Source organism: Pseudomonas sp. H2_D02 (assembly GCF_054677635.1).
Genome location: NZ_CP162816.1, coordinates 255509 through 280106, shown reverse-complemented (window position 1 = coordinate 280106; position 24598 = coordinate 255509). Strand labels below are relative to the sequence as shown.

Here is a 24598-nt window from a genome sequence, read left to right as displayed (position 1 = left end):
GATAGCACTTTGGTTTTTCTGTCACGAGCAAATGGTAACCTTTGTCAGTTCGTCCGTCCTTCTGCGACGTGATGTCGCACTAAAATGGAGCTTCACTGCAAAATACAGTCATGCCTGCGTGCAATGAAGGCTGAGGGTGAGGTGTGGCTGGCGAACCATTCTAATAACTGGGGGATACACAATGAGCACAAGCATTACGGCCGGCGGCGTCGCCGACCAGCCTGCGTTCCTCTCCAAGGAACGCATTATCGCCAAGCCCGGCTTCAACCGCTGGCTGGTTCCACCGGCCGCGCTGGCCATTCACCTCTGCATCGGCATGGCCTATGGCTTCTCGGTGTTCTGGTTGCCGCTGTCCAAAGCCTTGGGCATCACCAAGCCTGTGGCCTGCGCGCCGGACATGAGCTTCATCTCGCAAGTCTTTTCGTCCCAATGTGACTGGCCGATCTCGATGCTCGGCTGGATCTACACCCTGTTCTTCATCTTCCTGGGTTGCTCGGCAGCCATCTGGGGCGGCTGGCTGGAACACGCCGGTCCGCGCAAGGCTGGCGTTGTCTCGGCCTTGTGCTGGTGCGGTGGCCTGCTGATTTCCGCGCTGGGCATCTATACCCACCAGATCTGGCTGATGTGGGTCGGCTCCGGTGTGATCGGTGGTATCGGCCTGGGCCTGGGCTATATCTCGCCAGTGTCCACGCTGATCAAGTGGTTCCCGGACAAGCGCGGCATGGCGACCGGCATGGCAATCATGGGCTTCGGTGGCGGCGCGATGGTCGGTGCTCCACTGGCTGCCGCGTTGATGAGCCATTTCGCTTCGCCGACCGAGGTCGGTGTATGGCAAAGCTTCCTGGTCATGGCTGCGATCTACTTCGTGTTCATGATCGGTGGCGCCCTGTCGTACCGCGTCCCGCCAACCGGCTGGAAGCCTGAAGGCTGGACCCCGGCACCGAAGAAAGCCGCGAACGCGATGATCACCCATCGCCACGTTCACGTGAACGTTGCTTGGAAAACCCCGCAATTCCGCCTGGTATGGCTGGTGCTGTGCCTGAACGTATCCGCCGGTATCGGCATCCTCGGCATGGCTTCGCCACTGTTGCAGGAAGTGTTCGGTGGCAAATTGCTCGGCAATGACCTGCCGTTCGGTCAGCTGGACGCTGCGCAACTGGGCCAGATCGCCGCCATTGCGGCCGGTTTCACCGGGCTGCTGAGCTTGTTCAACATCGGTGGCCGGTTCTTCTGGGCGTCCTTCTCGGACTACCTGGGCCGTAAAAATACCTACTTCGTGTTCTTCGCCCTGGGTGTTGCCCTGTACGCGCTGATCCCGAACCTGGGTCACCTGGGCAGTGTCGCGCTGTTCGTGGCGGCGTTCTGCATCATCCTGTCGATGTACGGCGGCGGCTTTGCCACCGTGCCGGCCTACCTGGCGGACCTGTTCGGTACGCAAATGGTTGGCGCGATCCACGGTCGTCTGCTGACGGCCTGGGCGGCAGCAGGCGTGCTGGGTCCGGTGCTGGTGAACTACCTGCGTGAATATCAGCTGAGCATCGGCGTTGAACGCGCCGCGGCCTATGACATCACCTTGTACATCCTCGCCGGCCTGCTGGTGCTGGGCTTCCTGTGCAACCTGATGGTTCGTCCGGTCGCCGACAAGTACTTCATGACCGACGCCGAACTGGCCGCCGAACAGGCGCTGGGCCATGACAAGGGCGCCGACAGCACCACTTCGCTGGAATGGAAAGCCGCGCCGGGCACCAAGCCCCTGGCGATCGCCGCCTGGCTGGTGGTGGGCATTCCGTTGGCGTGGGGCGTGTGGGTGACCCTGCAGAAGACGGCGGTGTTGTTCCACTAAGCGACAATGTGAATAGGCCCGAATCCATTGGAGAGGGGCCAGCCTTGTGGGAGCGAGCTTGCTCGCGATGGGGGCGTGTCAGTCGACATCATTGTCTGCTGACCCACCGCTATCGCGAGCAAGCTCGCTCCCACAGTCGTTTTGGGTGAGGGCAAAGGCTTGTATGCACATGTCTATCCCCGACCACGCGGGCTTCAGCCCGTCAGTGATGTCACCTCTTTTGTTTCTGTTTGCCGCTCACGCCCCTATAATGGCTGCCTTTTTCGCCCAATGATTTTGCGGAGCTGGTGATGGCCGAACGTAAGGCGTCTGTCGAGCGCGACACTCTGGAAACCCAGATCAAAGCCTCGATCAACCTGGATGGCACCGGAAAGGCCCGGTTTGATATCGGCGTGCCTTTTCTTGAGCACATGCTGGACCAGATCGCCCGTCACGGGCTGATCGACCTGGATATCGTCAGCAAGGGCGACCTGCATATCGACGACCACCACACGGTGGAAGATGTCGGGATCACCCTGGGCCAGGCCTTTACCAAAGCCATCGGCGACAAGAAGGGTATCCGTCGCTACGGCCATGCCTACGTGCCGCTCGATGAAGCGCTGTCGCGCGTGGTCATCGATTTCTCCGGCCGCCCTGGCCTGCAGATGCACGTGCCGTACACCCGCGCTACCGTCGGCGGCTTCGATGTCGACCTGTTCCAGGAATTCTTCCAGGGCTTCGTCAACCACGCCAACGTGACCCTGCACATCGACAACCTGCGCGGGCACAACACCCACCACCAGATCGAAACCGTGTTCAAGGCTTTCGGCCGCGCGCTGCGCATGGCCGTCGAGCTCGATGATCGCATGGCCGGCCAGATGCCTTCCACCAAGGGCGTGCTGTAATGCAGACGGTTGCGGTTATCGATTACGGCATGGGCAACCTGCACTCGGTGGCCAAGGCCCTCGAGCATGTGGGCGCCGGCAAGGTGCTGATCACCAGCGATGCCGAGGTGATTCGCGAAGCCGACCGGGTGGTGTTCCCCGGCGTCGGTGCGATTCGTGATTGCATGGCCGAGATTCGTCGCCTGGGCTTCGACAAGCTGGTGCACGAAGTCAGCCAGGACCGACCGTTCCTCGGCATCTGCGTGGGCATGCAAGCCTTGCTCGAGCGCAGCGAAGAAAACGACGGTGTCGATTGCATCTCGATGTTTCCCGGCCAGGTGAAGTTCTTTGGCAAGGGCCTGCATGAAGACGGCGAACATTTGAAGGTCCCGCACATGGGCTGGAACGAAGTGAAACAGACGGTCGATCATCCGCTGTGGCACAACATCCCGGACCTGGCGCGCTTCTACTTCGTGCACAGCTACTACATCGCCGCCGGCAATGCGCGGCAGGTGGTGGGCAGCGGTCACTATGGCGTCGATTTCGCCGCGGCCCTGGCCGATGGTTCGCGCTTCGCCGTGCAGTTTCACCCGGAGAAGAGCCATACCCATGGCCTGCAATTGCTGCAGAACTTCGCGGCGTGGGACGGTCGCTGGTAATGGCCCGCAAGAAACCGCCGATCCTCACCCTCACGCCTGAACAGGAAAGTGAAGCGAACCGCAAGATCCAGCGGTTCATGGAGGAACGTTTCGAACTGGACCTGGGTTCGTTCGAAGCGGCGGAAATTCTTGATCTGTTTACCCGCGAAATTGCTCCGCACTATTACAACAGGGCGATTTTCGATGTGCAGGCGCACCTTAAAGAAAGGTTCGAAAGCATTGAAAGCGACTTGTGGGCGCTTGAGAAGAATTAGAGCAGCGGCAAGCTTCAAGCTTGAAGCTGCAAGTATTGGAACGCGTGCCTGCTCGCAGCTTATGGCTTGCAGCTTGCAGCTCTTTGACGAAGGAAAAGCATGCTAATTATCCCCGCTATCGATCTCAAGGACGGCGCTTGCGTCCGTCTGCGTCAGGGCCGCATGGAAGACTCCACGGTGTTTTCCGATGACCCGGTGAGCATGGCCGCCAAGTGGGTGGAGGGCGGCTGCCGTCGTCTGCATCTGGTCGACCTCAACGGCGCCTTCGAAGGGCAGCCGGTCAATGGCGAAGTGGTCACGGCCATCGCCAAGCGCTACCCGAACCTGCCGATCCAGATCGGGGGCGGCATTCGCTCGCTGGAAACCATCGAGCACTACGTCAAGGCTGGCGTGAGCTACGTGATCATCGGCACCAAGGCTGTGAAAGACCCGGCTTTCGTTGCCGAAGCCTGTCGCGCCTTCCCGGGCAAGGTCATCGTTGGCCTCGACGCCAAGGATGGTTTCGTCGCCACCGACGGCTGGGCTGAAGTCAGCACCGTGCAGGTGATTGATCTGGCCAAGCGTTTCGAAGCCGACGGCGTGTCTGCCATCGTCTACACCGACATCGCGAAGGACGGCATGATGCAGGGCTGCAACGTGCCGTTCACCGCCGCGCTCGCTGCAGCGACGAAGATTCCGGTGATCGCCTCCGGTGGCATCCACAACCTGGGCGACATCAAGGCACTGCTCGACGCCAAGGCGCCGGGCATCATCGGCGCAATCACCGGCCGCGCGATCTACGAAGGCACCCTGGACGTCGCCGAGGCCCAGGCCTTCTGCGATTCGTACGCGAACAGCTCCAAGCTGTAAGCCACAAGCTGCAAGTTAAAGCACGATCGCGATCTGCTTGACTTGCAGCTTATAGCTTAAAGCTTGCAACTCTTAATCGGAGATTAAGCCCATGGCGCTGGCCAAACGCATCATCCCTTGCCTGGACGTGGACAACGGCCGGGTGGTCAAGGGCGTCAAGTTCGAGAACATCCGTGACGCCGGCGACCCGGTGGAAATCGCCCGTCGCTACGACGAGCAGGGTGCCGACGAGATTACCTTCCTGGATATCACGGCCAGCGTCGATGGCCGCGATACCACGCTGCATACCGTCGAGCGCATGGCCAGCCAGGTGTTCATCCCGCTGACCGTGGGCGGCGGAGTGCGCACCGTGCAGGACATCCGCAACCTGCTCAATGCCGGCGCGGACAAGGTATCGATCAACACTGCGGCGGTGTTCAACCCGGAGTTCGTCGGTGAAGCGGCCCAGCATTTCGGCTCGCAGTGCATCGTCGTGGCCATCGATGCGAAGAAAGTCTCCGGCCCGGGCGAAACCCCACGCTGGGAAATCTTTACCCACGGTGGGCGCAAACCTACGGGCCTGGACGCTGTCGAGTGGGCAAAGAAGATGGAAGGCCTGGGTGCCGGTGAAATCCTGCTGACCAGCATGGATCAGGACGGCATGAAAAACGGCTTCGACCTCGGCGTCACGCGCGCGATCAGCGATGCCTTGGGCATCCCGGTGATCGCTTCCGGCGGCGTCGGCAACCTGCAGCACTTGGCCGACGGTATTCTCGAAGGGCATGCCAGTGCAGTGCTGGCGGCGAGCATCTTTCACTTCGGCGAGTACACCGTGCCGGAAGCCAAGGCCTACATGGCGCATCGTGGTATCTGCATTCGCTGACCGCTGGACACCATGGCGGGCCCAAGGCACTCTTGGGCACACCATGGATTGCGGTAGCCCGACATGCTCAAACGCCTCGTTCTTGCCTTTGCCGGTGCCACGTTGCTGCTCGCCGGCACTGTCCGCGCCGCTGAAACATCGCTGGTGTTGCTGACGGAAAACTTCCCCCCGTACAACATGGCCAAGAACGGCAAGAACTTCGCCCAGGACGAAAACATCCATGGCATTGCCGTGGACATCGTCCGAGAGATTTTCAAGCGCGCCGACATTACCTACAGCCTGACACTGCGTTTTCCCTGGGAGCGAATCTACAAACTCGCGTTGGAAAAACCGGGTTACGGTGTGTTCGTGATGGCGCGGCTGCCGGAGCGTGAAAAACTCTTCAAATGGGTCGGTCCCATCGGGCCAGACGACTGGGTGATGCTCGCCAAGGCTGATAGCAAGATTGCCCTCGGCTCGCTGGAGCAGGCGCGCCAATACCGGATTGGTGCCTACAAGGGCGACGCGATTGCCGAGACGTTGGCCAAGCAAGGGCTCAAGCCGATTGTCGTATTACGGGATCAGGATAACGCCAGGAAACTGGTCAACGGCCAGATCGACCTATGGGCCACCGGCGACCCCGCTGGACGTTACCTGGCGCGCCAGGAAGGCGTCAGCGATCTCAGGACCGTGCTGCGCTTCAACAGTGCCGAGCTGTACCTGGCCTTGAACAAGGACGTGCCTGACGACGTGGTTGCCCGGTTGCAAAAGGCCTTGGATGAATTGCGCAAGGAAGGCGCGGTGGACGCGATCATGGCGCGGTATCTCTAAGGGTTGCACTCGCCGTGCGGTCGCCATGGCGAGCAAGGTTGCCAGGGTGTTCACCGATGCGGTGCCCACCTCAGGTCCCCTGTGGGAGCGAGCTTGCTCGCGAAAGCGGTGGATCAGCTTGCATGAATGTTGAATGTGCTGGCCCCTTCGCGAGCAAGCTCGCTCCCACAAAGTTGCCAGGGTATTCACAGATGCGGTGGCCGCCACAGATTCGATGTGGGAGCGAGCCTGCTCGCGATGAAGGCAACGCGCTCGTCGCTACCGATAAACCCCATCTTTCCCATGCCCAACCATCGCCCGGTTGCTGCGCAGGCTGATCATCGACTTGATGTCGATCCATTCGATGCCCTGGGCCTTGAGCTTGGGCAGTTCGCGTTCGAGCACGGCCAGGGTCTGCGGGTAGGGGTGGCCGATCATCACGGCCGAGCCTTGCCGGCGGGCCAGGTCGATGGCGGTCTGGAGCTGATGGGCGATGGCGGCTTCGGTGCGCTCGTCATCCAGGAACACATCCCGCGACACGCTGGCCAGGCCGATCTTCTGCGCTTCGGCGGCAGCGACGGTCTGGGCGCTGGTGCGGCTGTCGACGAAAAACTTGTGCCGCTGCTGCAGATTCGCCATCAACCACGCCATGGCTTGGGGCTGGGCGGTCATGCGGCTGCCCATGTGGTTGTTGATGCCGGAGGTGTAGGGTACGGCGGCAAACGCGGCGTCGAGGCGCTTGCCCAGTTCTTCGATGGGCAAATCCGGATGCCAGGCGAACGGCCCGGTGGCCGGGTCCATGGGCATATGCAGCATGACCAGCTTGCCGGCGCGATGGGCCTCGCGGGCGAATTCGGCGGCGTGGGGCGTGTCAGGCATGATCGCGGCGGTGACCGGGCCGGGGAGGGCCAGGACCTGGCGATCCCGAGGCAGGTTTTGCCCCAGGTCGTCGATGATCAGGCTCAGGTAAGCCTTGTGCGGCGAGGAAGGTGTGGCAGGGGCCGCGTTAACGACCCCCGCCAGCAGGCACAGCAGAACGAAGGTAAAGCGCAGGCCCATCTCAGCGGCCGGACGTGATGTTCAACCCCTTGAGCAAGCTCAAGGCCTGGGCCAACTGATAGTCGTCATCCTGCGGCATCGGCTTGGCTTTGGCACCGGAACCGGTCGGTTTGTCGGCGCCGCCGTTGCCATTGCCCAGGTGACCTTGCAGGTCGGCTTCCTTGAAGTACTCGCTGTCCGCCTCGCTGGTGATCTTGGCCTTGCGCACTTCGATGTCTGGGACGATGCCCTGGGCCTGGATGGAGCGGCCATTCGGTGTGAAGTACAGCGCGGTGGTGATCTTCAGGGCGCGGTCGTTGTTCAGCGGCAACACGGTCTGCACCGAGCCCTTGCCGAAGCTGGTGGTGCCCATGACCACGCCGCGTTTCTGATCCTGCAGGGCGCCGGCGACGATTTCCGAAGCCGAGGCGCTGCCGCCATTGATCAGCACCACCAACGGCACGGCTTCGCTCAGGTCGTTGCCGGTGGCCGAGAAGCGCAGTTCGGAATTGGCGATGCGACCCTTGGTGTAGACGATCAAGCCCTTGGTGATGAAGTGGTCCACCACTTCCACCGCTGATTGCAGCACGCCGCCGGGGTTGTTGCGCAGGTCCAGGACCAGGCCGTTGAGTTTCTTGCCGTTGTCCTTGCGCAGCTTCGCCAGGGCCTTGGCGACTTCTTCGCCGGTCTTGACCTGGAATTGGGTGATGCGGATGTAGCCGTAGCCTGATTCCAGCAGTTGGCTCTTCACGCTCTTGACCTGGATGACCGCCCGCGTGAGCGTCACGTCGAACGGCGTGCCACCGTCGCGTACCAGGGTCAGGGTGATCTTCTGGCCGATCTTGCCGCGCATCTTGTCCACGGCTTCGGTCATGCTCTGGCCGCGTGTCGGTTGGCCGTTGATCTTGACGATGAAGTCACCGGCCTGGATGCCGGCCTTGGAAGCAGGGGTGTCGTCGATGGGCGAGACGACTTTGACGAAGCCGTCTTCGCTGCCGACCTCTATACCCAGGCCGCCGAATTCGCCGCTGGTGCTTTCCTGCAGCTCGGCAAAGTCGTCCGGCCCCAGGTAGGCGGAGTGCGGGTCAAGGTTGCTGAGCATGCCCTTGATGGCGTTTTCCAGCAGCATCTTGTCGTCCACCGGTTCGACGTACGCGGCTTTGATCCGGTCCATGACCTCGGCAAAGGTGCGCAGTTCGTCCAGCGGCAACGGTGCCTTGGTAGTCGCGGCCGTGGCGGCGGGTGCCGACGGGGCCGGCTCGGCGGCGAAAGCCAGGGGCGCGCCGATCACGAGGGCGATCGTCAGGGCCAGCGAGGTGAGGCGGGACAAATGCAGCATGTCGAACGAACTCCTGAGTTGGATGGGCGCGCTTATCCTTGCGCACGACACCATTGGGCCGGGTCACTGGGGCGACCCTGCTGGCGAATAGCGAAATACAGTGCTGGCGTATCCTGTCCGCCACTGTTGCCGACCGTTGAGATGGACTCGCCGGCCTTGACCACATCCCCCGCCGATTTGAGCAGGGTCTGGTTGTGGCCGTAAAGGCTCAGGTATCCATTGCCGTGATCGAGGATCACCAGCAAGCCGGCGCCGCGCAGCCAATCGGCAAACACCACACGCCCGCCATGTACGGCATGCACCTGGCTTCCGGCGGAGGCGCTGATCATCACGCCGTCCCACTTGGTGCGGGTATCGTCGCCGCGGGTTTCACCGAAGCGCGCAAGTAATCGACCATTGACCGGCCATGGAAGTTTGCCTCGGGCCGAAGCAAAAGCGCCGCCGAAGGTTTCACCGTCACTGGAAACCAGTGCGCCGGGGCTGGATTTTGCAGATTTGCGCGGTGCGTCGTCGGCGTCCGCGTCGGCCTGGGCTTCACGTAACCGCTTTTTTTCGGCTTCCTGCTGGGCGATCAGCGCTTTCTGGCGCGCTTCTTCTGCCTCACGGGCCTGGCGAGCCAGGGTTTCTTCGATGGTTTTCAACACATTGGCCAGTTCGGCCTGGTCTTGCTCGCGGGCCTTGAGCTTGCTGTCTCGGGCCTTTACGTCATCGTTGAGCTTGGCCAGGGCCACCTGGCGCTCCTTGCGGACCTTTTCGAGTTCTTCGCGCTGGGTGTCGAGGCTGCTTTTCTGCACCAGCAACTGGGCTTGCTGCAACTCGATGTCTTTTTCGACATTGGCCAGCTGGCGCAGGGTTTCGTTGAAGTTCTTGAGCTGCTCCAGGCGGGCCTGGCTCAGGTAGTCGTAATAAGTGAGGGTGCGGGCGAATTTCTCGGGGTTCTGCTGGTTGAGCAGCAGCTTGAGGTATTCCTGGCGCCCGTTCTGGTAGGCCGCCCGAGCCTGGATGGCGATCAGCTTTTGCTGTTCAGTGCGCGCGCTCTGGAGTTTTTTTCTCACCATCGAGTCGCTGCAGCTCGGATTCGCTTTTCTTCAGTTCTTTCTGCAGGGCGTCGACCTGCTTTTCCAGCTTGCCCATCTCGGTCTCGGTGCCGCGCAGGTCTTTCTGCACGCTGGATTTTTCTTCCTGCAGCTTGTTCAGCAGCTTTTTCAGCTCGGCAATGTCCTGGCGCGTGGCTTCCAACTGTTGTTGGGTTTGCGCGCGCTCGTCGGCGAAGGCCGGTTGGAGCAGGCAGGTCAGGGCAAGGGCTATCAGGACGCGAAGCATAGAGGCGGGCGACACCAGGGAAAGGGACGGCCTAGTATGCCCGCCCCACGCTGCAAAAAAAACGCCCATTTGGGGCTGTGTGATAACTGGCCGAAAAAACACCAAAAACCATTGTGGGAGCGAGCTTGCTGTGGCGAGGGAGCTTGCTCCCGCTGGGCTGCGAAGCAGCCCCTCGACAAGATCAAGCCAGAAGCATCTGCGACGGGAGCAAGCTCCCTCGCCACAAAAGCCCTGCTCAATGCTGCGACGCCTGGTCAGACCAGGATCGAGGTCCCGGTCATCTCCGCCGGCTTTTCCATGCCCAGCAACATCAGCATGGTCGGGGCCACGTCAGCCAGCACGCCGCCGTCACGGACCTTGAAATCGCGCTTGCCGACATAGATGAACGGCACCGGCTCGGTGGTATGGGCGGTGTGGGCCTGGCCGGTGGACTCGTCGGACATCTGCTCGACGTTGCCATGGTCCGCCGTGATCAGGGCTTCGCCACCGACTTTCTCCAGGGCGTCGACGATGCGACCCACGCAAGTGTCCAGGCATTCCACCGCCTTGACCGCTGCGTCGAACACGCCGCTGTGGCCGACCATGTCGCCGTTGGCGTAGTTCACCACGATCACGTCGTAGCGCTGGTTCTCGATGGCATCGACGATGCGGTCGGTCACTTCCGGCGCGCTCATTTCCGGCTGTAGGTCGTAGGTGGCGACTTTCGGCGATGGGATCAGGATGCGTTCTTCGCCTGGGAAGGGTTCTTCACGGCCGCCGGAGAAGAAGAATGTCACGTGGGCGTACTTTTCGGTTTCGGCGATGCGCAGCTGGGTCTTGCCGTTTTTCGCCAGGTAATCGCCCAGCACGTTTTCCAGGCTGCTGGCGGCGAAGGCCGATGGCGCGGGAATGCTGGCGGCGTATTGGGTCAGCATCACGAAACCGGCCAGTTTCGGCTGGCGGGCGCGCTCGAACTCCTTGAAATCGTCTTCGACGAATACACGGGTCAATTCGCGGGCTCGGTCGGCGCGGAAGTTCATGAACACCACGGCGTCGCCGTCCTCGACTTTTACCGGCTCGCCGATAGTGGTGGCCTTGACGAATTCGTCGCTTTCGCCGCGTTCATAGGCGGCTTGCAGGCCTTCTTGGGCGGTGGCGGCGTGGAATTCGGCATTGCCGTCGACGATCAGGTTGTAGGCCTGGGCGACGCGGTCCCAGCGATTGTCACGGTCCATGGCGAAGTAGCGGCCGATCAGGCTGGCAATCCGGCCCTTGCCCAGCGCCTTGAAGGTGTCGTCCAGCAACGTGATCGACGACTCGGCGCTCTTCGGCGGCGTGTCGCGACCGTCGAGGAAGGCGTGCAGGTAGATGTTTTGGGCGCCGCGCTTGGCGGCCAGTTCGGCCATGGCGACCAGGTGATCCTGGTGGCTGTGCACACCGCCATCGGACAGCAGGCCCATGAAATGCACGGCCTTGCCGGCGGCCACGGCTTTATCCACCGCGGCGCAGATGGTCGGGTTCTCGAAGAATTCGCCATCGCGGATCGACTTGGTCACCCGGGTGAAATCCTGATACACCACGCGGCCCGCGCCAAGGTTCATGTGGCCGACTTCGGAGTTGCCCATCTGCCCGTCGGGCAGGCCTACATCCATGCCGCTGCCGGAGATCAAGCCGTTCGGCACGGTGGCCCACAGGCGATCCAGTACAGGCTTGCTGGCCGCGTATACGGCGTTGGATTCGTGGCTGTCACTGTGACCGAAGCCGTCCAGAATCATCAGGACCAAAGGTTTAGGCGTGGTAGTCATGGAATCCACTCGTGGCTGGTTGAAAGAAGACGATGGAAAAGGGACGGGCAGTTTAAAGGTAAGTTCCGGTGCCGTCACCGCCGGGCGGGGTTTGGCCGGCCTTGTGTGCTGTGTATACTGGCCGACATTTTAACGCCCTGGAACCTCCTTCGATGGTTGCTCACCTGATTCAATTTGCCACTAACCACTACATTCTCGTCGGTATCTTCGTCGTACTGTTGGCGTTGCTGTTGGCCCATACGATGCAGGGCGGCGGACGCAGCCTGAGCACTGGCGAGCTGACCGCGCTGGTCAACAAGGATGCCGGCGTGGTGGTCGATATCCGCCCGAGCAAGGAATACGCCGCCGGTCACATTGTCGGCGCGCTGAACATTCCGCAGGACAAACTGATCGCGCGCGTTGGCGAACTGGAAAAGCACAAGGCCAAGACGCTGATCCTGGTGGACGCCCAAGGCCAGCAGGCCGGTACCCTTGCCCGCGAACTGATGAAGTCCGGCTTCACTGCCGCCAAACTGTCCGGTGGCGTTGCGAGCTGGAAAGCCGACAATCTGCCCCTGGTGAAGTGAAATGCCCCACGTAGTTGTCTACTCCAGCGATTACTGCCCCTATTGCTCCCGAGCCAAGCACTTGCTCCAGAGCAAAGGCGTGGCTTTCGAAGAGATCAAGGTCGACGGCAAGCCGCAACTGCGCGCCGAAATGACCCAGAAGGCCCGGCGTACCTCCGTGCCGCAGATCTGGATCGGCGACACCCACGTGGGCGGTTGCGATGATCTGTACGCCCTGGAGCGCGCCGGCAAGCTCGACGCGCTGCTCAAGGCCTGAATTCCTATCAACAGAACTGAAGTAAGAAGGATCTGCGATGACTGACCAACAGAACACTGCTGCCACTGAAGAAGAAGCCGCACCGCAATTCTCCTTGCAGCGCATTTATGTCCGCGACCTGTCCTTCGAGGCCCCGAAAAGCCCGGCGATCTTTCGCCAGCAGTGGGAGCCGAGCGTAGGCCTGGACCTGAACACCCGTCAGAAAGCCCTGGAAGACGATTTCCACGAAGTGGTGCTGACCCTGTCGGTTACCGTGAAAAACGGTGACGAAGTGGCTTTTATCGCCGAAGTGCAACAGGCCGGGATCTTCCTGATCAAGAACCTCGATGCCGCTTCGATGAGCCACACCCTGGGCGCGTTCTGCCCCAACATCCTGTTCCCGTACGCTCGCGAAACCCTGGACAGCCTGGTGACCCGCGGTTCGTTCCCGGCCCTGATGCTGGCCCCGGTGAACTTCGATGCCCTGTACGCGCAAGAGCTGCAGCGCATGCAAGAGGAAGGCGGCGCGACCGTTCAGTAAACGGTCGACGCAAGTCCAATGTGGGAGCGGGCTTGCTCGCGAAGGCTATGGGTCAGTGACATTGATGCCAACTGACACTCCGTCTTCGCGAGCAAGCCCGCTCCCACATTTGTTATGCGGTGTTATTGAAAGCCGTTCTGCCGCCACGCCTCATAAACCGCCACCGCCACGGTGTTCGACAGGTTCAGGCTCCGGCAGCCTTCGCGCATCGGCAGGCGCAGGCGCTGCTCCGCGGGTAGGGCGTCCAGCACGTCAGCCGGCAGACCACGGCTTTCCGGGCCGAACAGGAACGCATCACCGGCGACGAAGCTGGCGTCATGGAACGGCCGCGAGCCCTTGGTAGTGAAAGCGAACAGGCGTGGATGCCCCAGGCTCTCCAGGCAACTGGCCAGGTCGGCGTGCCGCTGCAAAGTGGCATACTCGTGATAGTCGAGGCCGGCGCGGCGCAGGCGCTTGTCGTCCATGTCGAAGCCCAGCGGTTCGATCAAATGCAGGTGGCAGCCACTGTTGGCGCACAGCCTGATGACGTTGCCGGTATTCGGCGGGATTTCCGGTTGAAAAAGGATGACGTGAAACATGCACGGCTCCGCAGATGAAGATGAGCGGCATTCTACGCCGCAAACTGATCGACGTTCGAAGCTAATGCCTCGGGTGATGGGCTCGTTGGCGATTTTCGGCATGATGATCGGGTTGATGATCGGCCGCCTGACCACACCCGAGCCGAGCGTGCTGCAGCAGGTCGAGGTCACCAACGGCGGGCTGGTAGCCTGGTTCAACAACGAACCCAAGTTGCACGGGGAAATCATCGACGGCTCGGTGGCGCTGTTGTTCGACGCAGAGGGGTCACCGCAGAAGGGCCAGCTCAAGCTCAACGGCAAGGACGTGAATTGGCGGGTGCGGTTGAGTGACAAGGGCTTGTTGCTGACGCTGGTGGCGGCGCGTTCGTTGCGAGGGGAGTGGGCCGGCAGCGAAGTCGATGACCGCTGGCGGCTGGAGATCCGTCTCCAGGAGCAATAAAAGAGGGAATCCCCGGCCTGCCTGTACCAAGGTCCCCAAAACGGGAGGGCTCGCGCTCGGCGCAGGGCCCTGGGTGTAAAGAAGGGAAACCTTGACCTGCCTGTATCAAGGCCCCCAAAACAGTGGGCTAGATGAGCCCGGTATAAAAGAGGGGAATCCCCGGCCTGCCTGTACCAAGGTCCCCAAAACTGGGTAGTGATCTAGCTATTGCAGGGGGCGTGCCAGTTTTAAACGGCTTGTCACAAAAACATTGTTGTAGATGCGCAAAGCCCCGTAATCCGGGGCTTTTGCTTTTGTTTGTGCGGTTTTTTTCGAACTGGGTCGATTGGTTTTGGCTAGAGGTGCATGTGCAATTGCGGTTCGTAGTGCATTGATGCGGTGCACGAAGCTTTTAAAAGCATCGTCGGATCGCCGCCCGGAGCAAGCTCGCTCCCACAGGACGGCGGTGATAGTCGCAACACCGCAAAACCTTGTGGGAGCGAGCTTGCTCGCGATTGGGCCTTCAAATTCAGCGAAGGGTCAAAGGCTGATCAGCCCTCATCCCCCTCGTCATCATCCCCGCCATCAACCTTCATCCCCAATTCCTTGATCTTGCGGGTCAAGGTATTGCGGCCCCAGCCCAGCAGCACGGCGGCGTCGCGGCGGCGGCCGGCGGTGTGCTTGAGAGCGGTTTCGATCATGATGCGTTCGAAGCTCGGCACGGCGCTGTCCAGAAGGCTCGATTGGCCGCGGGCCAGCGCCTGGTCAGCCCACTGGCGCAGGGCCTGTTCCCAGTTGGTCACCGGCGCCGAATCCTGTGGCAGGCTCAACAGTTCCGGTGGCAGGTCGCTGATATGCACTTCGCGACCCGACGCCATCACCGTGATCCAACGGCAAGTGTTCTCCAACTGACGGACGTTGCCGGGCCATGGCAGGTTCTTGAGGTATTCCTCGGTTTCGTTCTTGAGCAGCTTGGGCTCGACCGCCAGTTCCTGGGCCGCGCGGCCGAGGAAGTGCCGGGCGAGGGTCGGGATGTCTTCGCGACGGTCCGCCAGGCGCGGAATATGGATACGGATCACGTTCAGGCGATGGAACAAGTCTTCCCGGAACTTGCCGGCGTGGACCAGGGTTTCCAGGTTCTGGTGGGTCGCGGCGATGATCCGTACATCGACCTTGACCGGTGTATGCCCGCCTACTCGATAGAACTCGCCATCGGCCAGTACGCGCAGCAAGCGAGTCTGGGTGTCAGCGGGCATGTCGCCGATTTCATCGAGGAACAGCGTGCCACCGTCGGCTTGCTCGAAACGTCCGCGTCGCAGGTTGGCGGCACCAGTGAACGCGCCTTTCTCATGGCCGAACAGCTCGGATTCCATCAGGTCCTTCGGGATCGCCGCCATGTTCAACGCAATAAACGGCGACGCCGCCCGCGGGCTGTGGCGGTGCAGGGCGTGGGCAACCAATTCCTTACCAGTGCCCGACTCGCCGTTGATCAACACGGTGATATTGGAATGGCTCAGGCGGCCGATGGCGCGAAACACTTCCTGCATCGCCGGCGCTTCGCCGATGATTTCCGGCGTGCGGGCCAGGGCCGGCACTTCTTCCAGGCCTTGTTGTTCCTGGGCGTGCTGGTTGGCGCGCTTGACCAGGGACACGGCTTCGTCGACATCGAACGGCTTGGGCAGGTATTCGAACGCACCGCCCTGGTAGGACGCGACGGCGCTGTCCAGGTCGGAGTGGGCGGTCATGATGATCACCGGCAGCCGTGGGTGCTGCTCGCGAATCCGCGCCAGCAGGTCCAGGCCACTGGCGCCGGGCATGCGGATGTCGGAGATGATGACGTCCGGCTGCTGACGGGCCAGGCGGCTCATCACCCCGTCGGCGCTGTCGAAGCTCTGGGTGGTCATGCCTTCCTGTTGCAAGGCTTTTTCCAGGACCCAGCGGATAGAACGGTCGTCATCGACGATCCACACGGTTTCACTACGGCTCATGTCGATGTGGCTCCTTGTTCCAGTGGCAGGAAGATCGAGAAAGTGGTGTGGCCGGGGTGGCTTTCACATTCGATCAAGCCCTGATGCTGACTGATGATGTTCTGGGTGATGGACAGCCCCAGCCCGGTACCGTCCGGGCGGCCGCTGACCATGGGAAAGAAGATGGTTTCCTGCAGTTCCTGGGGAATGCCCGGGCCGTTGTCGATGATCTCGATCTTGGTCACCAGGCGATGGCGCACGTGGCCGATGGTGAACTGGCGCATGGCTCGGGTGCGCAGGCTGATGCGACCCAGGCGCAGCTCGTTCTGGCTGCTGATGGCCTGCATGGCGTTGCGCACGATGTTCAGCACCGCCTGGATCATCTGTTCGCGGTCGATCAAGACGTCGGGAATGCTCGGGTCATAGTCGCGCACCAACGTGATGCAGCCCTGGCTTTCGGCTTCGACCAGGCTGCTGACGCGTTCCAAGACTTCGTGGACGTTGCACAACGCCAGCGACGGCAGCTTGTTCGAGCCGAGCATGCGGTCCACCAGGTTTCGCAGGCGGTCGGCTTCTTCGATGATGACGTTGGTGTAGTCCTTGAGGCTCTCTTCCGGGAGTTCCCGGGCAAGCAGCTGTGCCGCGCCGCGAATGCCGCCGAGCGGATTCTTGATCTCGTGGGCGAGGCCGCGCACCAGCATCTTGCTGGTTTCCTGCTTGGAGATCTGCGCCTCTTCCTTGGTGATGCGCAGCAGGCGATCACGGGGATGGACTTCCAACAACAGCAGCGTCGCGTGGTTGTTCAGGATTGGCGTTACGGCGTAGTCGACGGTCAGGGTCTGGCCGGTCAGGGCGGTCAGCATCGCTTCGCGCTTGGTGAACGGATGCGCCTGTTCCACGGCCTGGCGCAGGGAATTGAGCGCTTCGGCGGACTCGGTAAACAGTTCGCTGATGAACTGCCCATGGCTGCGCTGGCCGCTGACGGCCAGGAGCATCTCCGCCGCCGGGTTCATGTACTCAAGGCGCAGTTCGGCGTCGAGCAGGATGGTCGCGGTGGTGAGATTGTCGAGCAGCAAGCGGTGTAGTGCGTCGCTAATGGTCATCAGGACCTCTTTTAAAGCGTAGCGATCGAGGGCAGGCCCCCAAATCGCGCGCGCGGTTAATGCGCTGATACCAGCAAAATGCAAAAACCAAACCAAGGCTCCGAAAAGAAGCGTTTAGAGCCTCAAAAGGCCTTTTTTCGCCCAGTTGCGTGGCGTTCTGCCAGCTTTTTCGGGTACTTTCGAACCAAAATGGGATTTGAAACTGGGTAGCGTGCAGCGTATTGCACCAATATAGTGCGCGACCCTGGACGGCTTTAGAAGAACGGCAGGATGCTGGGTTTGTCTTCTTCGGGTTTTTCAGCGAGGGGGCATTCGGGACGCTGGCCATAGTCGGCTATGGCGCAGGGCTTGACGCGGCGCTTCTGTGCCAGAGACATGCGTTGCATGTGGAAGGGTTGGCTGGCGGTGCGTTCGACGATACGGCCTTGCTCATCCAGGATTTCCACTGCCAGATGGTGGGTGCCCCGGTCGATGTTTTTCAAGGCAAATACCGGACTGGGCCCTGGCTCTGCGGTGGGCTTGCCGTCCAGCAGCAGACGGTAGCGGTGGCCTCTTTGCAGGCCGGGTTCGCTGGTCGCGGTGACGATCAGCTCCCCGGCGGTGCTGCGTATCGTGGCGTCCGGTTCGGGAATCAACAGCCGGAGCATCTCGTAACGGAACAAGGGCTTGGCTTGTGGCGGCTCGACCGGCGTTGTCGAGTTGATGCCGGCGGCGGGTGTCGGCATGCGGTTACCGGGCGGCAGTTGTACTTTCCTGGCATTGCCGGGGCGTGGCTGGTCGGTGAAGACGCGATTGCCCTGGGCGTCGATGTAGGTGTAGACCTGCGCCAGGCCAGGCATTGCGATCAGCAACAGGCCAAGGGCGACCAGCGGGCGAATCATGGCAGGTGCACTCGCTGCACGGTGAAGGTGACGGTTTCGCTCTGCTGCACGAGACGTTCCCCGTCGATTACCTGGACCGCCAGACTGTGCTCGCCGCGATCGATATTCACCAGTTGCAGGCGCGGCACGTTGCTCGGCTGGCCGTAAGGCTGGCCGTCGAGCAGCAACCTGAACAGATGTGGGCTCTGCAAGCGTGGTTGCGACCTAACGCTGACGGTGAAAGTGCCGTTGTTGGCACGCAGGGCCTCTTCGGTGGGGATGTCGGTCAGCTCCAACAGCTCGTAGGCTTTGCGCGGCGCGTTGGTGTTTTCTGGCGTTGGGGGTGTGTCGGGGTTGATCGGGGCCTGGGTTTCAACGCTGTTGAGCGGTGGTAATTCCACGGCTTGAGCCGGTACCCCGTCAGGCGGCTGGTTGCTGTAGGCGGTGTTGCCGTCGGCGTCGGTGTATTTGTAGATCTGCGCGGCGGCGGGCAGTGCCAGCAGTAACAACAGGATGATTGAAAAACCGCGACCCATGGGAAATCGACCGAAAACCAAAGTGATAGATGCAGCATAGGCCAGGGCGGATGGTTGGCCCAGTTGTTGTGTTGCTCCCACAGGGGATTTGCTGTGAGCACACATCTTGAGCCCGATGCAAAACCATTGTGGGAGCGAGCTTGCTCGCGATGGCGGTGTGTCAGGCAGTGAGGTGTTGGATAGGCTGGCCTCATCGCGAGCGAGCTCGCTCCCACAGGGGAAGGGAGGTGTCTCAGGATTTCGGGGAGATACAGAGCCCGGCGGTTGCCCGGATCAGGGCCAGCCGGTGTATCGGGTGCTGCTTGTTGTGGTGAGTGGCACGGGCCAGCCATTGCGGACACTGCGGGTCGGTGCGGTAGGGCGCGAAGTCGGCCAGTTGCTGCAGCAGGCGCTTTTGCAGGCGGTCGAGTTTGGGGCGGATCTCGCCCACCAGGTCCGGGCGTGGCAGATCCGGTGCCTTGCCCTCCAGGGCCCAGTCGGACAAGTTGACGTATTGGATAAATTTGTTGGCCTCTATCTGGGCGGCGAAAAACGTTTCCACGGTTTCACCGCTCAGCTTGTAGATCGGCGCCTGGGCTACGGCGGCGGCAATGACTTCACGTTCGCGCTGACGGTCTTCCACGGGTTTGCCGCTGTCCCATTTGCTCAGCGCCACTTGATCGGCGATCAGCAGGCGTTCGCCGATGGCATTGAGTAGCGGGGTCAGGGCTTCGGGGGCGTTGTTGGCCTCGGCTGTGGAACATAGCAGTGCTGCAGACAGGGCGAGGCAAATCTTCAAGCGGGAAGTCATTGGCAATCTCGTCTTGTGAGGGAAGCGGCGCATCATCATGCACGTAACCTGCGCCCATAAAAAAGGCCTCCCGAAGGAGGCCTCTCTTTAACTCACGCCGTGCGTGGCGGCGCTTACTGGATCAGCAGCTGTAGTACAGCTCGTATTCCAGTGGGTGTACGAAGGTGCGAACCTTGATTTCTTCTTCGCTTTTCAGTGCGATGTAAGCGTCGATGAAGTCATCGCTGAATACGCCGCCCTTGGTCAGGAACGCACGGCCCTTGTCCAGCTCTTCCAGGGCTTCTTTCAGGCTGCCACAAACCTGTGGGATTTCCTTGGCCTCTTCAGGCGGCAGGTCATACAGGTTCTTGTCAGCGGCATCGCCAGGGTGGATCTTGTTCTGGATACCGTCCAGGCCAGCCATCATCAGTGCAGCGAAGGCCAGGTATGGGTTGGCAGCCGGATCCGGGAAGCGCGCTTCGATACGGCGGGCTTTCGGGCTGTTCACGTAAGGAATACGGATCGAGGCGGAACGGTTGCGAGCCGAGTAGGCCAGCATCACCGGGGCTTCGAAGCCTGGCACCAGACGCTTGTAGGAGTTGGTCGACGGGTTGGTGAAGCCGTTCAGGGCCTTGCCGTGCTTGATGATGCCGCCGATGAAGTACAGGGCGGTGTCCGACAGGCCGGCATAACCTTCGCCAGCAAAGGTGTTCTTGCCGTCCTTGGAGATCGACATGTGCACGTGCATGCCCGAACCGTTGTCGCCGTACAGAGGCTTCGGCATGAAGGTCGCGGTGCGGCCGTAGGCGTCGGCAACGTTGTGTACGCAGTACTTCAGGGTCTGTACTTCGTCAGCCTTCTTCACCAGCGTGTTGAATTTCACGCCGATTTCGTTCTGGCCGGCAGTCGCCACTTCGTGGTGGTGAACTTCGACGGTCTGGCCCATTTCTTCCAGTGCGTTGCACATGGAGGTACGGATTTCGTGGTCGAAGTCGAACGGTGGAACCGGGAAGTAGCCACCCTTGATGCCTGGACGGTGGCCTTTGTTGCCGCCTTCCACGTCCTGGTCGGACATCCACGAACCTTGTTCGGAGAAGATCTTGAACATGGAGCCGGAGATGTCGGACTTGAACTTGACCGAGTCGAAGATGAAGAATTCGGGCTCTGGACCGAAGAAAGCGGTGTCGCCGATACCGGTGGACTTCAGGTATTCCTCGGCACGGTGGGCGATGGCGCGTGGGTCGCGGTCATAGCCTTGCATGGTCGAAGGTTCGATGATGTCGCAGACCAGGATCAGGGTCGGCTCTTCGGTGAACGGGTCCAGGACGGCAGTGCTGTCGTCCGGCATCAGGATCATGTCGGAGGCTTCGATGCCTTTCCAGCCGGAGATGGAGGAACCGTCGAACATCTTGCCGATTTCGAAGAATTCGTCGTCCAGTGCATCACGGGCCGGCATGGTCACGTGATGTTGAGTGCCTTTGGTGTCAGTGAAGCGCAGATCAATCCACTTGACGTCATGATCTTTGATGAGTTGAACCGACTTCGACATATGTCCTCCGGGTGGCTTCGGGCGGGTAGTGGAGTGCCCTTAGATATGGGTGATGCCGGCGCGAATACTCTGCCAAGGCAACCTGCCTCACAAGGGAGCAAATTGCATGCCAGTGCCCCACCATGGGTTTTTTGCACCAAATCCACGCTTTTAAAGGCGTAAATCCAAGATTGTCGGACAATAACGCACTGCAATGTGGCGCCGTCAATCAATAATGACCTGTTTTGGTGCATGCAAAACCATCTGCACATTAACTGGTTAAACCTTGAGCAATTTCCGCTATAATCCGCGCCCCCCTTTTTCGGCTGGCCGTTCGCGCGCTGTTTTCATGAAACTAATCGTAAAAGTCTTCCCCGAGATCACCATCAAGAGCCGCCCGGTACGGATGCGTTTCATCCGCCAGTTGGCCAAGAACATCCGTGCCGTGCTCCGTGACCTGGACCCGGCCGTGGTGGTGAACGGCGTGTGGGACAACCTCGAACTGGAAACCCGCGTCAGCGAACCCAAGCTGCTGAAGGAAATGACCGAGCGCCTGAGCTGCATGCCAGGCATCGCGCATTTCCTGCAGGTCGACGAATACCCGCTGGGTGACTTCGACGACATCCTCGCCAAATGCATGCTCCATTATGGTGATGCGCTGGCCGGCAAGATCTTTTCGGTTCGCTGCAAGCGCGCCGGCAAGCACCCGTTCAGTTCGATGGACGTGGAACGTTATGTCGGCAGCCAGTTGCGCTCGGCAGTGCGGCGCCGCCGGTATTTCGCTGAAAGACCCGCAGATCGAAGTACGCATCGAGATTCGCGACCAGCGGTTGTTCGTGATCCACAGCCAGCACGACAGCATCGGCGGATATCCGCTGGGCTCGTTGGAGCAGACGCTGGTGTTGATGTCCGGTGGTTTCGACTCCACCGTCGCCGCCTACCAGATCATGCGTCGCGGCCTGATGAGCCATTTCTGCTTCTTCAATCTCGGCGGGCGTGCTCACGAATTGGGCGTAATGGAAGTGGCGCACTTCATCTGGAAGAAGTACGGCAGCTCCCAACGCGTGTTATTTGTGAGCGTGCCGTTCGAAGAAGTCCTGGGCGAGATTCTCGGCAAAGTCGATAACAGTCATATGGGCGTCATTTTGAAGCGTATGATGTTGCGTGCCGCGACGAGCATCGCCGACCGCCTGCACATCGACGCGCTGGTGACCGGCGAGGCGATTTCCCAGGTATCGAGCCAGACGTTGCCGAACCTGTCGGTGATCGACTGCGTGACCGAGAAACTCGTGCTGCGTCCGCTGATCGCCAGCCACAAGCAGGACATCATCGACACGGCCAACGAGATCGGCACCGCCGATTTTGCCCGGCACATGCCGGAGTATTGCGGCGTCATCTCGGTCAACCCGAAGACGGCGGCCAAGCGCGGGCGTGTGGAACACGAAGAGAAAGAATTCGACATGGCGGTACTCGAACGCGCGATCGAGAACGCCAGGCTGGTACCGATCGATCGGGTCATCGACGAATTGGGCCAGGACATCCAGATTGAAGAAGTCGGCGAAGCGCTGGCCGGTCAGATCATCATCGACATCCGTCATCCGGACGATGCTGAAGACGACCCGCTGAGCGTCGCCGGCGTCGAGGTACAAACGATGCCGTTCTATGCAGTGAACGCGCGTTTCAAGGAACTGGACCCTACTCGCCAGTACCTGCTGTATTGCGACAAAGGCGTGATGAGTCGCCTGCATGCCCACCATTTGCTCAGTGAGGGGCATGCCAATGTGCGCGTTTATCGACCGAGCTAAGTGCCCGGGGCTGTTTGCCTGTGGCCTGCGTCACCGGCCCCCCGACGCCGCCGACACGCTGTAACTGTCGGACTCTACTGTAAATCGCTGCCACGACCTGTCAGCACACCGAATCCTCTGATCGAGATACACAAGTGATCGAAAATCTACGCAACATCGCCATCATTGCTCACGTTGACCATGGTAAGACCACCCTGGTAGACAAACTCTTGCGTCAATCCGGCACCCTGGAGCGCAACGAGCTCAACGACGAGCGCGTGATGGACTCCAACGACCAGGAAAAAGAGCGCGGTATTACCATCCTGGCGAAAAACACCGCCATCAACTGGAACGGCTACCACATCAACATCGTGGACACCCCGGGCCACGCCGACTTCGGTGGTGAAGTAGAGCGCGTGATGTCGATGGTCGACTCCGTGCTGCTGCTGGTCGACGCCCAGGACGGCCCTATGCCGCAAACCCGTTTCGTGACCAAGAAGGCCTTCGAAGCCGGCCTGCGTCCGATCGTGTGCATCAACAAGGTTGACCGTCCAGGCGCGCGTCCGGACTGGGTCCTGGACCAGATCTTCGACCTGTTCGACAACCTGGGCGCCACCGAAGAACAGCTGGACTTCAAAGTCGTCTACGCCTCGGCCCTGAACGGTATTGCCGGTCTGGACCACACCGACATGGCTGAAGACATGACCCCGCTGTACCAGTCGATCGTCGACAACGTACCTGCGCCGAAAGTCGACCGTGACGGTCCGTTCCAGATGCAAATCTCCGCACTGGACTACAACAGCTTCCTGGGTGTTATCGGTGTTGGCCGTATCGCCCGTGGTCGCGTCAAGCCGAACACTCCAGTCGTGGCTATCGGCGCCGATGGCAAGCGTCGCAACGGTCGTATCCTGAAGCTGATGGGTCACCACGGTCTGCACCGTGTAGACGTCGAAGAAGCGGCTGCCGGCGACATCGTCTGCATCAGCGGCATGGACTCGCTGTTCATCTCCGACACCCTGTGCCACCCGGACACCGTTGAAGCGATGAAGCCGTTGACCGTCGACGAGCCAACCGTTTCCATGACCTTCCAGGTAAACGACTCGCCATTCTGCGGTAAAGAAGGCAAGTTCGTGACGTCCCGTAACATCAAGGAGCGTCTGGACAAGGAGCTGCTGTACAACGTTGCACTGCGCGTTGAAGAAGGCGACTCGGCTGACAAGTTCAAGGTCTCCGGCCGTGGCGAACTGCACCTCTCGGTACTGATCGAAACCATGCGTCGCGAAGGCTTCGAAATGGCTGTAGGTCGTCCGGAAGTGATCATCCGCCTGGTTGACGGCGTGAAGCACGAACCGTTCGAAAACGTCACCATCGACCTGCCGGAAGAATCCCAGGGCAAGGTGATGGAAGAGATGGGCCTGCGTAAGGGCGACCTGACCAACATGGTGCCGGATGGCAAGGGCCGTGTACGCCTGGAATACAACATCCCTGCTCGCGGTCTGATCGGTTTCCGTAACCAGTTCCTGACCCTGACCAACGGTGCTGGCATCCTGACCTCGATCTTCGACCGTTACGACGTGATGAAGTCGGGCGACATGTCCGGTCGCCAGAACGGCGTTCTGGTTTCGGTTGAAACCGGCAAGGCACTGACCTACTCCCTGGAAACCCTCCAGGCGCGTGGCAAGCTGTTCGTCGAGCACGGCCAGGAAATCTACGGTGGCCAGATCGTTGGTCTGAACAGCCGTGACAACGACCTGGGCGTGAACCCTACCAAGGGCAAGAAGCTCGACAACATGCGTGCTTCGGGCAAAGACGAAACCATCGCCCTGGTTCCACCTGTTCGCTTCACCCTGGAACAGGCCCTGGAATTCATCCAGGACGACGAACTGTGCGAAGTGACGCCGAAGTCGATCCGCCTGCGCAAGAAGATCCTGGACGAAAGCGAGCGTACCCGCGCCGCCAAGAAAGCCAAGGCCTGATTGCTTTAGCCTCGGCTGAATGAAAAACGCCCCCGGTTGCGAGACCGGGGGCGTTTTTTTGTGCCTGGGATTTTATGTGGCGCCTGTAGGGCCCCATCGCGAGCAAGCTCGCTCCCACAGTGGATTTATGTCGG

Annotated in this window: 22 protein-coding genes and 2 pseudogenes; 13 read left to right on the top strand and 11 right to left on the bottom strand. The window is 60.8% G+C overall.

Features of this window, described 5'->3' with window-relative positions:
- Positions 1-181 precede the first annotated feature (181 nt).
- The 7 genes from AB4N42_RS01240 to AB4N42_RS01210 all read left to right on the top strand — a co-directional run bounded on the left by AB4N42_RS01240 (position 182) and on the right by AB4N42_RS01210 (position 6140).
- Positions 182-1843: an OFA family MFS transporter gene (locus AB4N42_RS01240; RefSeq protein ID WP_030141481.1), complete on the top strand. Its 1662-nt coding sequence runs from the start codon at positions 182-184 to the stop codon at positions 1841-1843.
- 290 nt (positions 1844-2133) lie between these two features.
- Positions 2134-2727 carry an imidazoleglycerol-phosphate dehydratase HisB gene (gene hisB / locus AB4N42_RS01235; RefSeq protein WP_003186751.1) on the top strand — a complete coding sequence of 198 codons (594 nt, stop codon included), beginning with the start codon at positions 2134-2136 and terminating at the stop codon, positions 2725-2727.
- Complete coding sequence (gene hisH, locus AB4N42_RS01230) at positions 2727-3365, top strand: imidazole glycerol phosphate synthase subunit HisH (protein WP_030141480.1); 639 nt, start codon at positions 2727-2729, stop codon at positions 3363-3365. Before hisB ends, hisH begins: the two co-directional genes overlap by 1 nt.
- Positions 3365-3619, top strand: coding sequence for a DUF2164 domain-containing protein (locus tag AB4N42_RS01225; RefSeq protein WP_030141479.1), 255 nt, complete (start codon positions 3365-3367; stop codon positions 3617-3619). Before hisH ends, AB4N42_RS01225 begins: the two co-directional genes overlap by 1 nt.
- Before the next feature lie 99 nt (positions 3620-3718).
- The gene (hisA, locus tag AB4N42_RS01220) at positions 3719-4468 is read left to right on the top strand and encodes a 1-(5-phosphoribosyl)-5-[(5-phosphoribosylamino)methylideneamino]imidazole-4-carboxamide isomerase (RefSeq protein WP_460115754.1); all 750 of its coding nucleotides are present in this window, start codon (positions 3719-3721) and stop codon (positions 4466-4468) included.
- A gap of 91 nt (positions 4469-4559) precedes the next feature.
- Positions 4560-5330: an imidazole glycerol phosphate synthase subunit HisF gene (hisF, locus tag AB4N42_RS01215; protein WP_003196830.1), complete on the top strand. Its 771-nt coding sequence runs from the start codon at positions 4560-4562 to the stop codon at positions 5328-5330.
- 63 nt (positions 5331-5393) lie between these two features.
- A complete protein-coding gene (locus tag AB4N42_RS01210) occupies positions 5394-6140 on the top strand; it encodes a substrate-binding periplasmic protein (RefSeq protein WP_030141477.1) in 747 nt (248 codons plus the stop codon).
- 258 nt (positions 6141-6398) lie between these two features.
- Here AB4N42_RS01210 and AB4N42_RS01205 read toward each other — a convergent pair whose 3' ends face one another.
- From AB4N42_RS01205 to gpmI, 4 genes and pseudogenes are all read right to left on the bottom strand, one after another.
- Positions 6399-7178 carry a divergent polysaccharide deacetylase family protein gene (locus AB4N42_RS01205; protein WP_460115753.1) on the bottom strand — a complete coding sequence of 260 codons (780 nt, stop codon included), beginning with the start codon at positions 7176-7178 and terminating at the stop codon, positions 6399-6401.
- 1 nt (position 7179) lies between these two features.
- Positions 7180-8496, bottom strand: coding sequence for a S41 family peptidase (locus AB4N42_RS01200; RefSeq protein ID WP_198797372.1), 1317 nt, complete (start codon positions 8494-8496; stop codon positions 7180-7182).
- Between the two features lie 32 nt (positions 8497-8528).
- A pseudogene (locus AB4N42_RS01195) lies at positions 8529-9819 on the bottom strand (murein hydrolase activator EnvC family protein).
- A 254-nt stretch (positions 9820-10073) separates the two neighbouring features.
- Positions 10074-11603 carry a 2,3-bisphosphoglycerate-independent phosphoglycerate mutase gene (gene gpmI / locus AB4N42_RS01190; RefSeq protein ID WP_460115752.1) on the bottom strand — a complete coding sequence of 510 codons (1530 nt, stop codon included), beginning with the start codon at positions 11601-11603 and terminating at the stop codon, positions 10074-10076.
- A gap of 152 nt (positions 11604-11755) precedes the next feature.
- Here gpmI and AB4N42_RS01185 point away from each other — a divergent pair, with 152 nt between their 5' ends.
- From AB4N42_RS01185 to secB, 3 genes are read left to right on the top strand one after another with little or no spacing between them, the layout of a single operon-like run.
- Positions 11756-12169, top strand: a complete 414-nt coding sequence (locus AB4N42_RS01185; protein ID WP_030141473.1) for a rhodanese-like domain-containing protein — start codon at positions 11756-11758, stop codon at positions 12167-12169.
- Between the two features lies 1 nt (position 12170).
- Positions 12171-12425 carry a glutaredoxin 3 gene (gene grxC / locus AB4N42_RS01180; protein ID WP_030141472.1) on the top strand — a complete coding sequence of 85 codons (255 nt, stop codon included), beginning with the start codon at positions 12171-12173 and terminating at the stop codon, positions 12423-12425.
- 37 nt (positions 12426-12462) lie between these two features.
- Complete coding sequence (secB, locus tag AB4N42_RS01175; protein ID WP_030141471.1) at positions 12463-12945, top strand: protein-export chaperone SecB; 483 nt, start codon at positions 12463-12465, stop codon at positions 12943-12945.
- Between the two features lie 122 nt (positions 12946-13067).
- Here secB and trmL read toward each other — a convergent pair whose 3' ends face one another.
- Positions 13068-13523 carry a tRNA (uridine(34)/cytosine(34)/5-carboxymethylaminomethyluridine(34)-2'-O)-methyltransferase TrmL gene (gene trmL, locus AB4N42_RS01170; RefSeq protein WP_092173386.1) on the bottom strand — a complete coding sequence of 152 codons (456 nt, stop codon included), beginning with the start codon at positions 13521-13523 and terminating at the stop codon, positions 13068-13070.
- Here trmL and AB4N42_RS01165 point away from each other — a divergent pair.
- Complete coding sequence (locus tag AB4N42_RS01165) at positions 13522-13962, top strand: hypothetical protein (protein WP_030141469.1); 441 nt, start codon at positions 13522-13524, stop codon at positions 13960-13962. The genes trmL and AB4N42_RS01165 overlap by 2 nt on opposite strands.
- Positions 13963-14492: 530 nt before the next feature.
- On the opposite strand, the gene ntrC is transcribed toward AB4N42_RS01165, so the two are convergent.
- From ntrC to glnA, 6 genes are all read right to left on the bottom strand, one after another.
- Positions 14493-15929 carry a nitrogen regulation protein NR(I) gene (gene ntrC, locus AB4N42_RS01160; RefSeq protein WP_030141468.1) on the bottom strand — a complete coding sequence of 479 codons (1437 nt, stop codon included), beginning with the start codon at positions 15927-15929 and terminating at the stop codon, positions 14493-14495.
- On the bottom strand, positions 15926-17011 hold the full coding sequence (gene glnL / locus AB4N42_RS01155) for a nitrogen regulation protein NR(II) (RefSeq protein ID WP_030141467.1): 1086 nt from the start codon (positions 17009-17011) through the stop codon (positions 15926-15928). Before glnL ends, ntrC begins: the two co-directional genes overlap by 4 nt.
- A 254-nt stretch (positions 17012-17265) precedes the next feature.
- Positions 17266-17892, bottom strand: coding sequence for a DUF4124 domain-containing protein (locus AB4N42_RS01150; protein WP_460115751.1), 627 nt, complete (start codon positions 17890-17892; stop codon positions 17266-17268).
- The gene (locus AB4N42_RS01145; RefSeq protein WP_460115750.1) at positions 17889-18407 is read right to left on the bottom strand and encodes a DUF4124 domain-containing protein; all 519 of its coding nucleotides are present in this window, start codon (positions 18405-18407) and stop codon (positions 17889-17891) included. Before AB4N42_RS01145 ends, AB4N42_RS01150 begins: the two co-directional genes overlap by 4 nt.
- Positions 18408-18639: 232 nt before the next feature.
- On the bottom strand, positions 18640-19197 hold the full coding sequence (locus AB4N42_RS01140) for a chorismate mutase (protein ID WP_217861054.1): 558 nt from the start codon (positions 19195-19197) through the stop codon (positions 18640-18642).
- Positions 19198-19318: 121 nt separating this feature from the next.
- Positions 19319-20725 carry a type I glutamate--ammonia ligase gene (gene glnA, locus AB4N42_RS01135; RefSeq protein ID WP_030141463.1) on the bottom strand — a complete coding sequence of 469 codons (1407 nt, stop codon included), beginning with the start codon at positions 20723-20725 and terminating at the stop codon, positions 19319-19321.
- Positions 20726-21053: 328 nt separating this feature from the next.
- Here glnA and thiI point away from each other — a divergent pair.
- Together thiI and typA are read left to right on the top strand one after the other, a co-directional pair.
- Positions 21054-22509 (top strand): annotated as a pseudogene (gene thiI / locus AB4N42_RS01130) (tRNA uracil 4-sulfurtransferase ThiI).
- A gap of 134 nt (positions 22510-22643) precedes the next feature.
- Positions 22644-24464 carry a translational GTPase TypA gene (gene typA, locus AB4N42_RS01125; protein WP_030141461.1) on the top strand — a complete coding sequence of 607 codons (1821 nt, stop codon included), beginning with the start codon at positions 22644-22646 and terminating at the stop codon, positions 24462-24464.
- Positions 24465-24598: the final 134 nt, after the last annotated feature.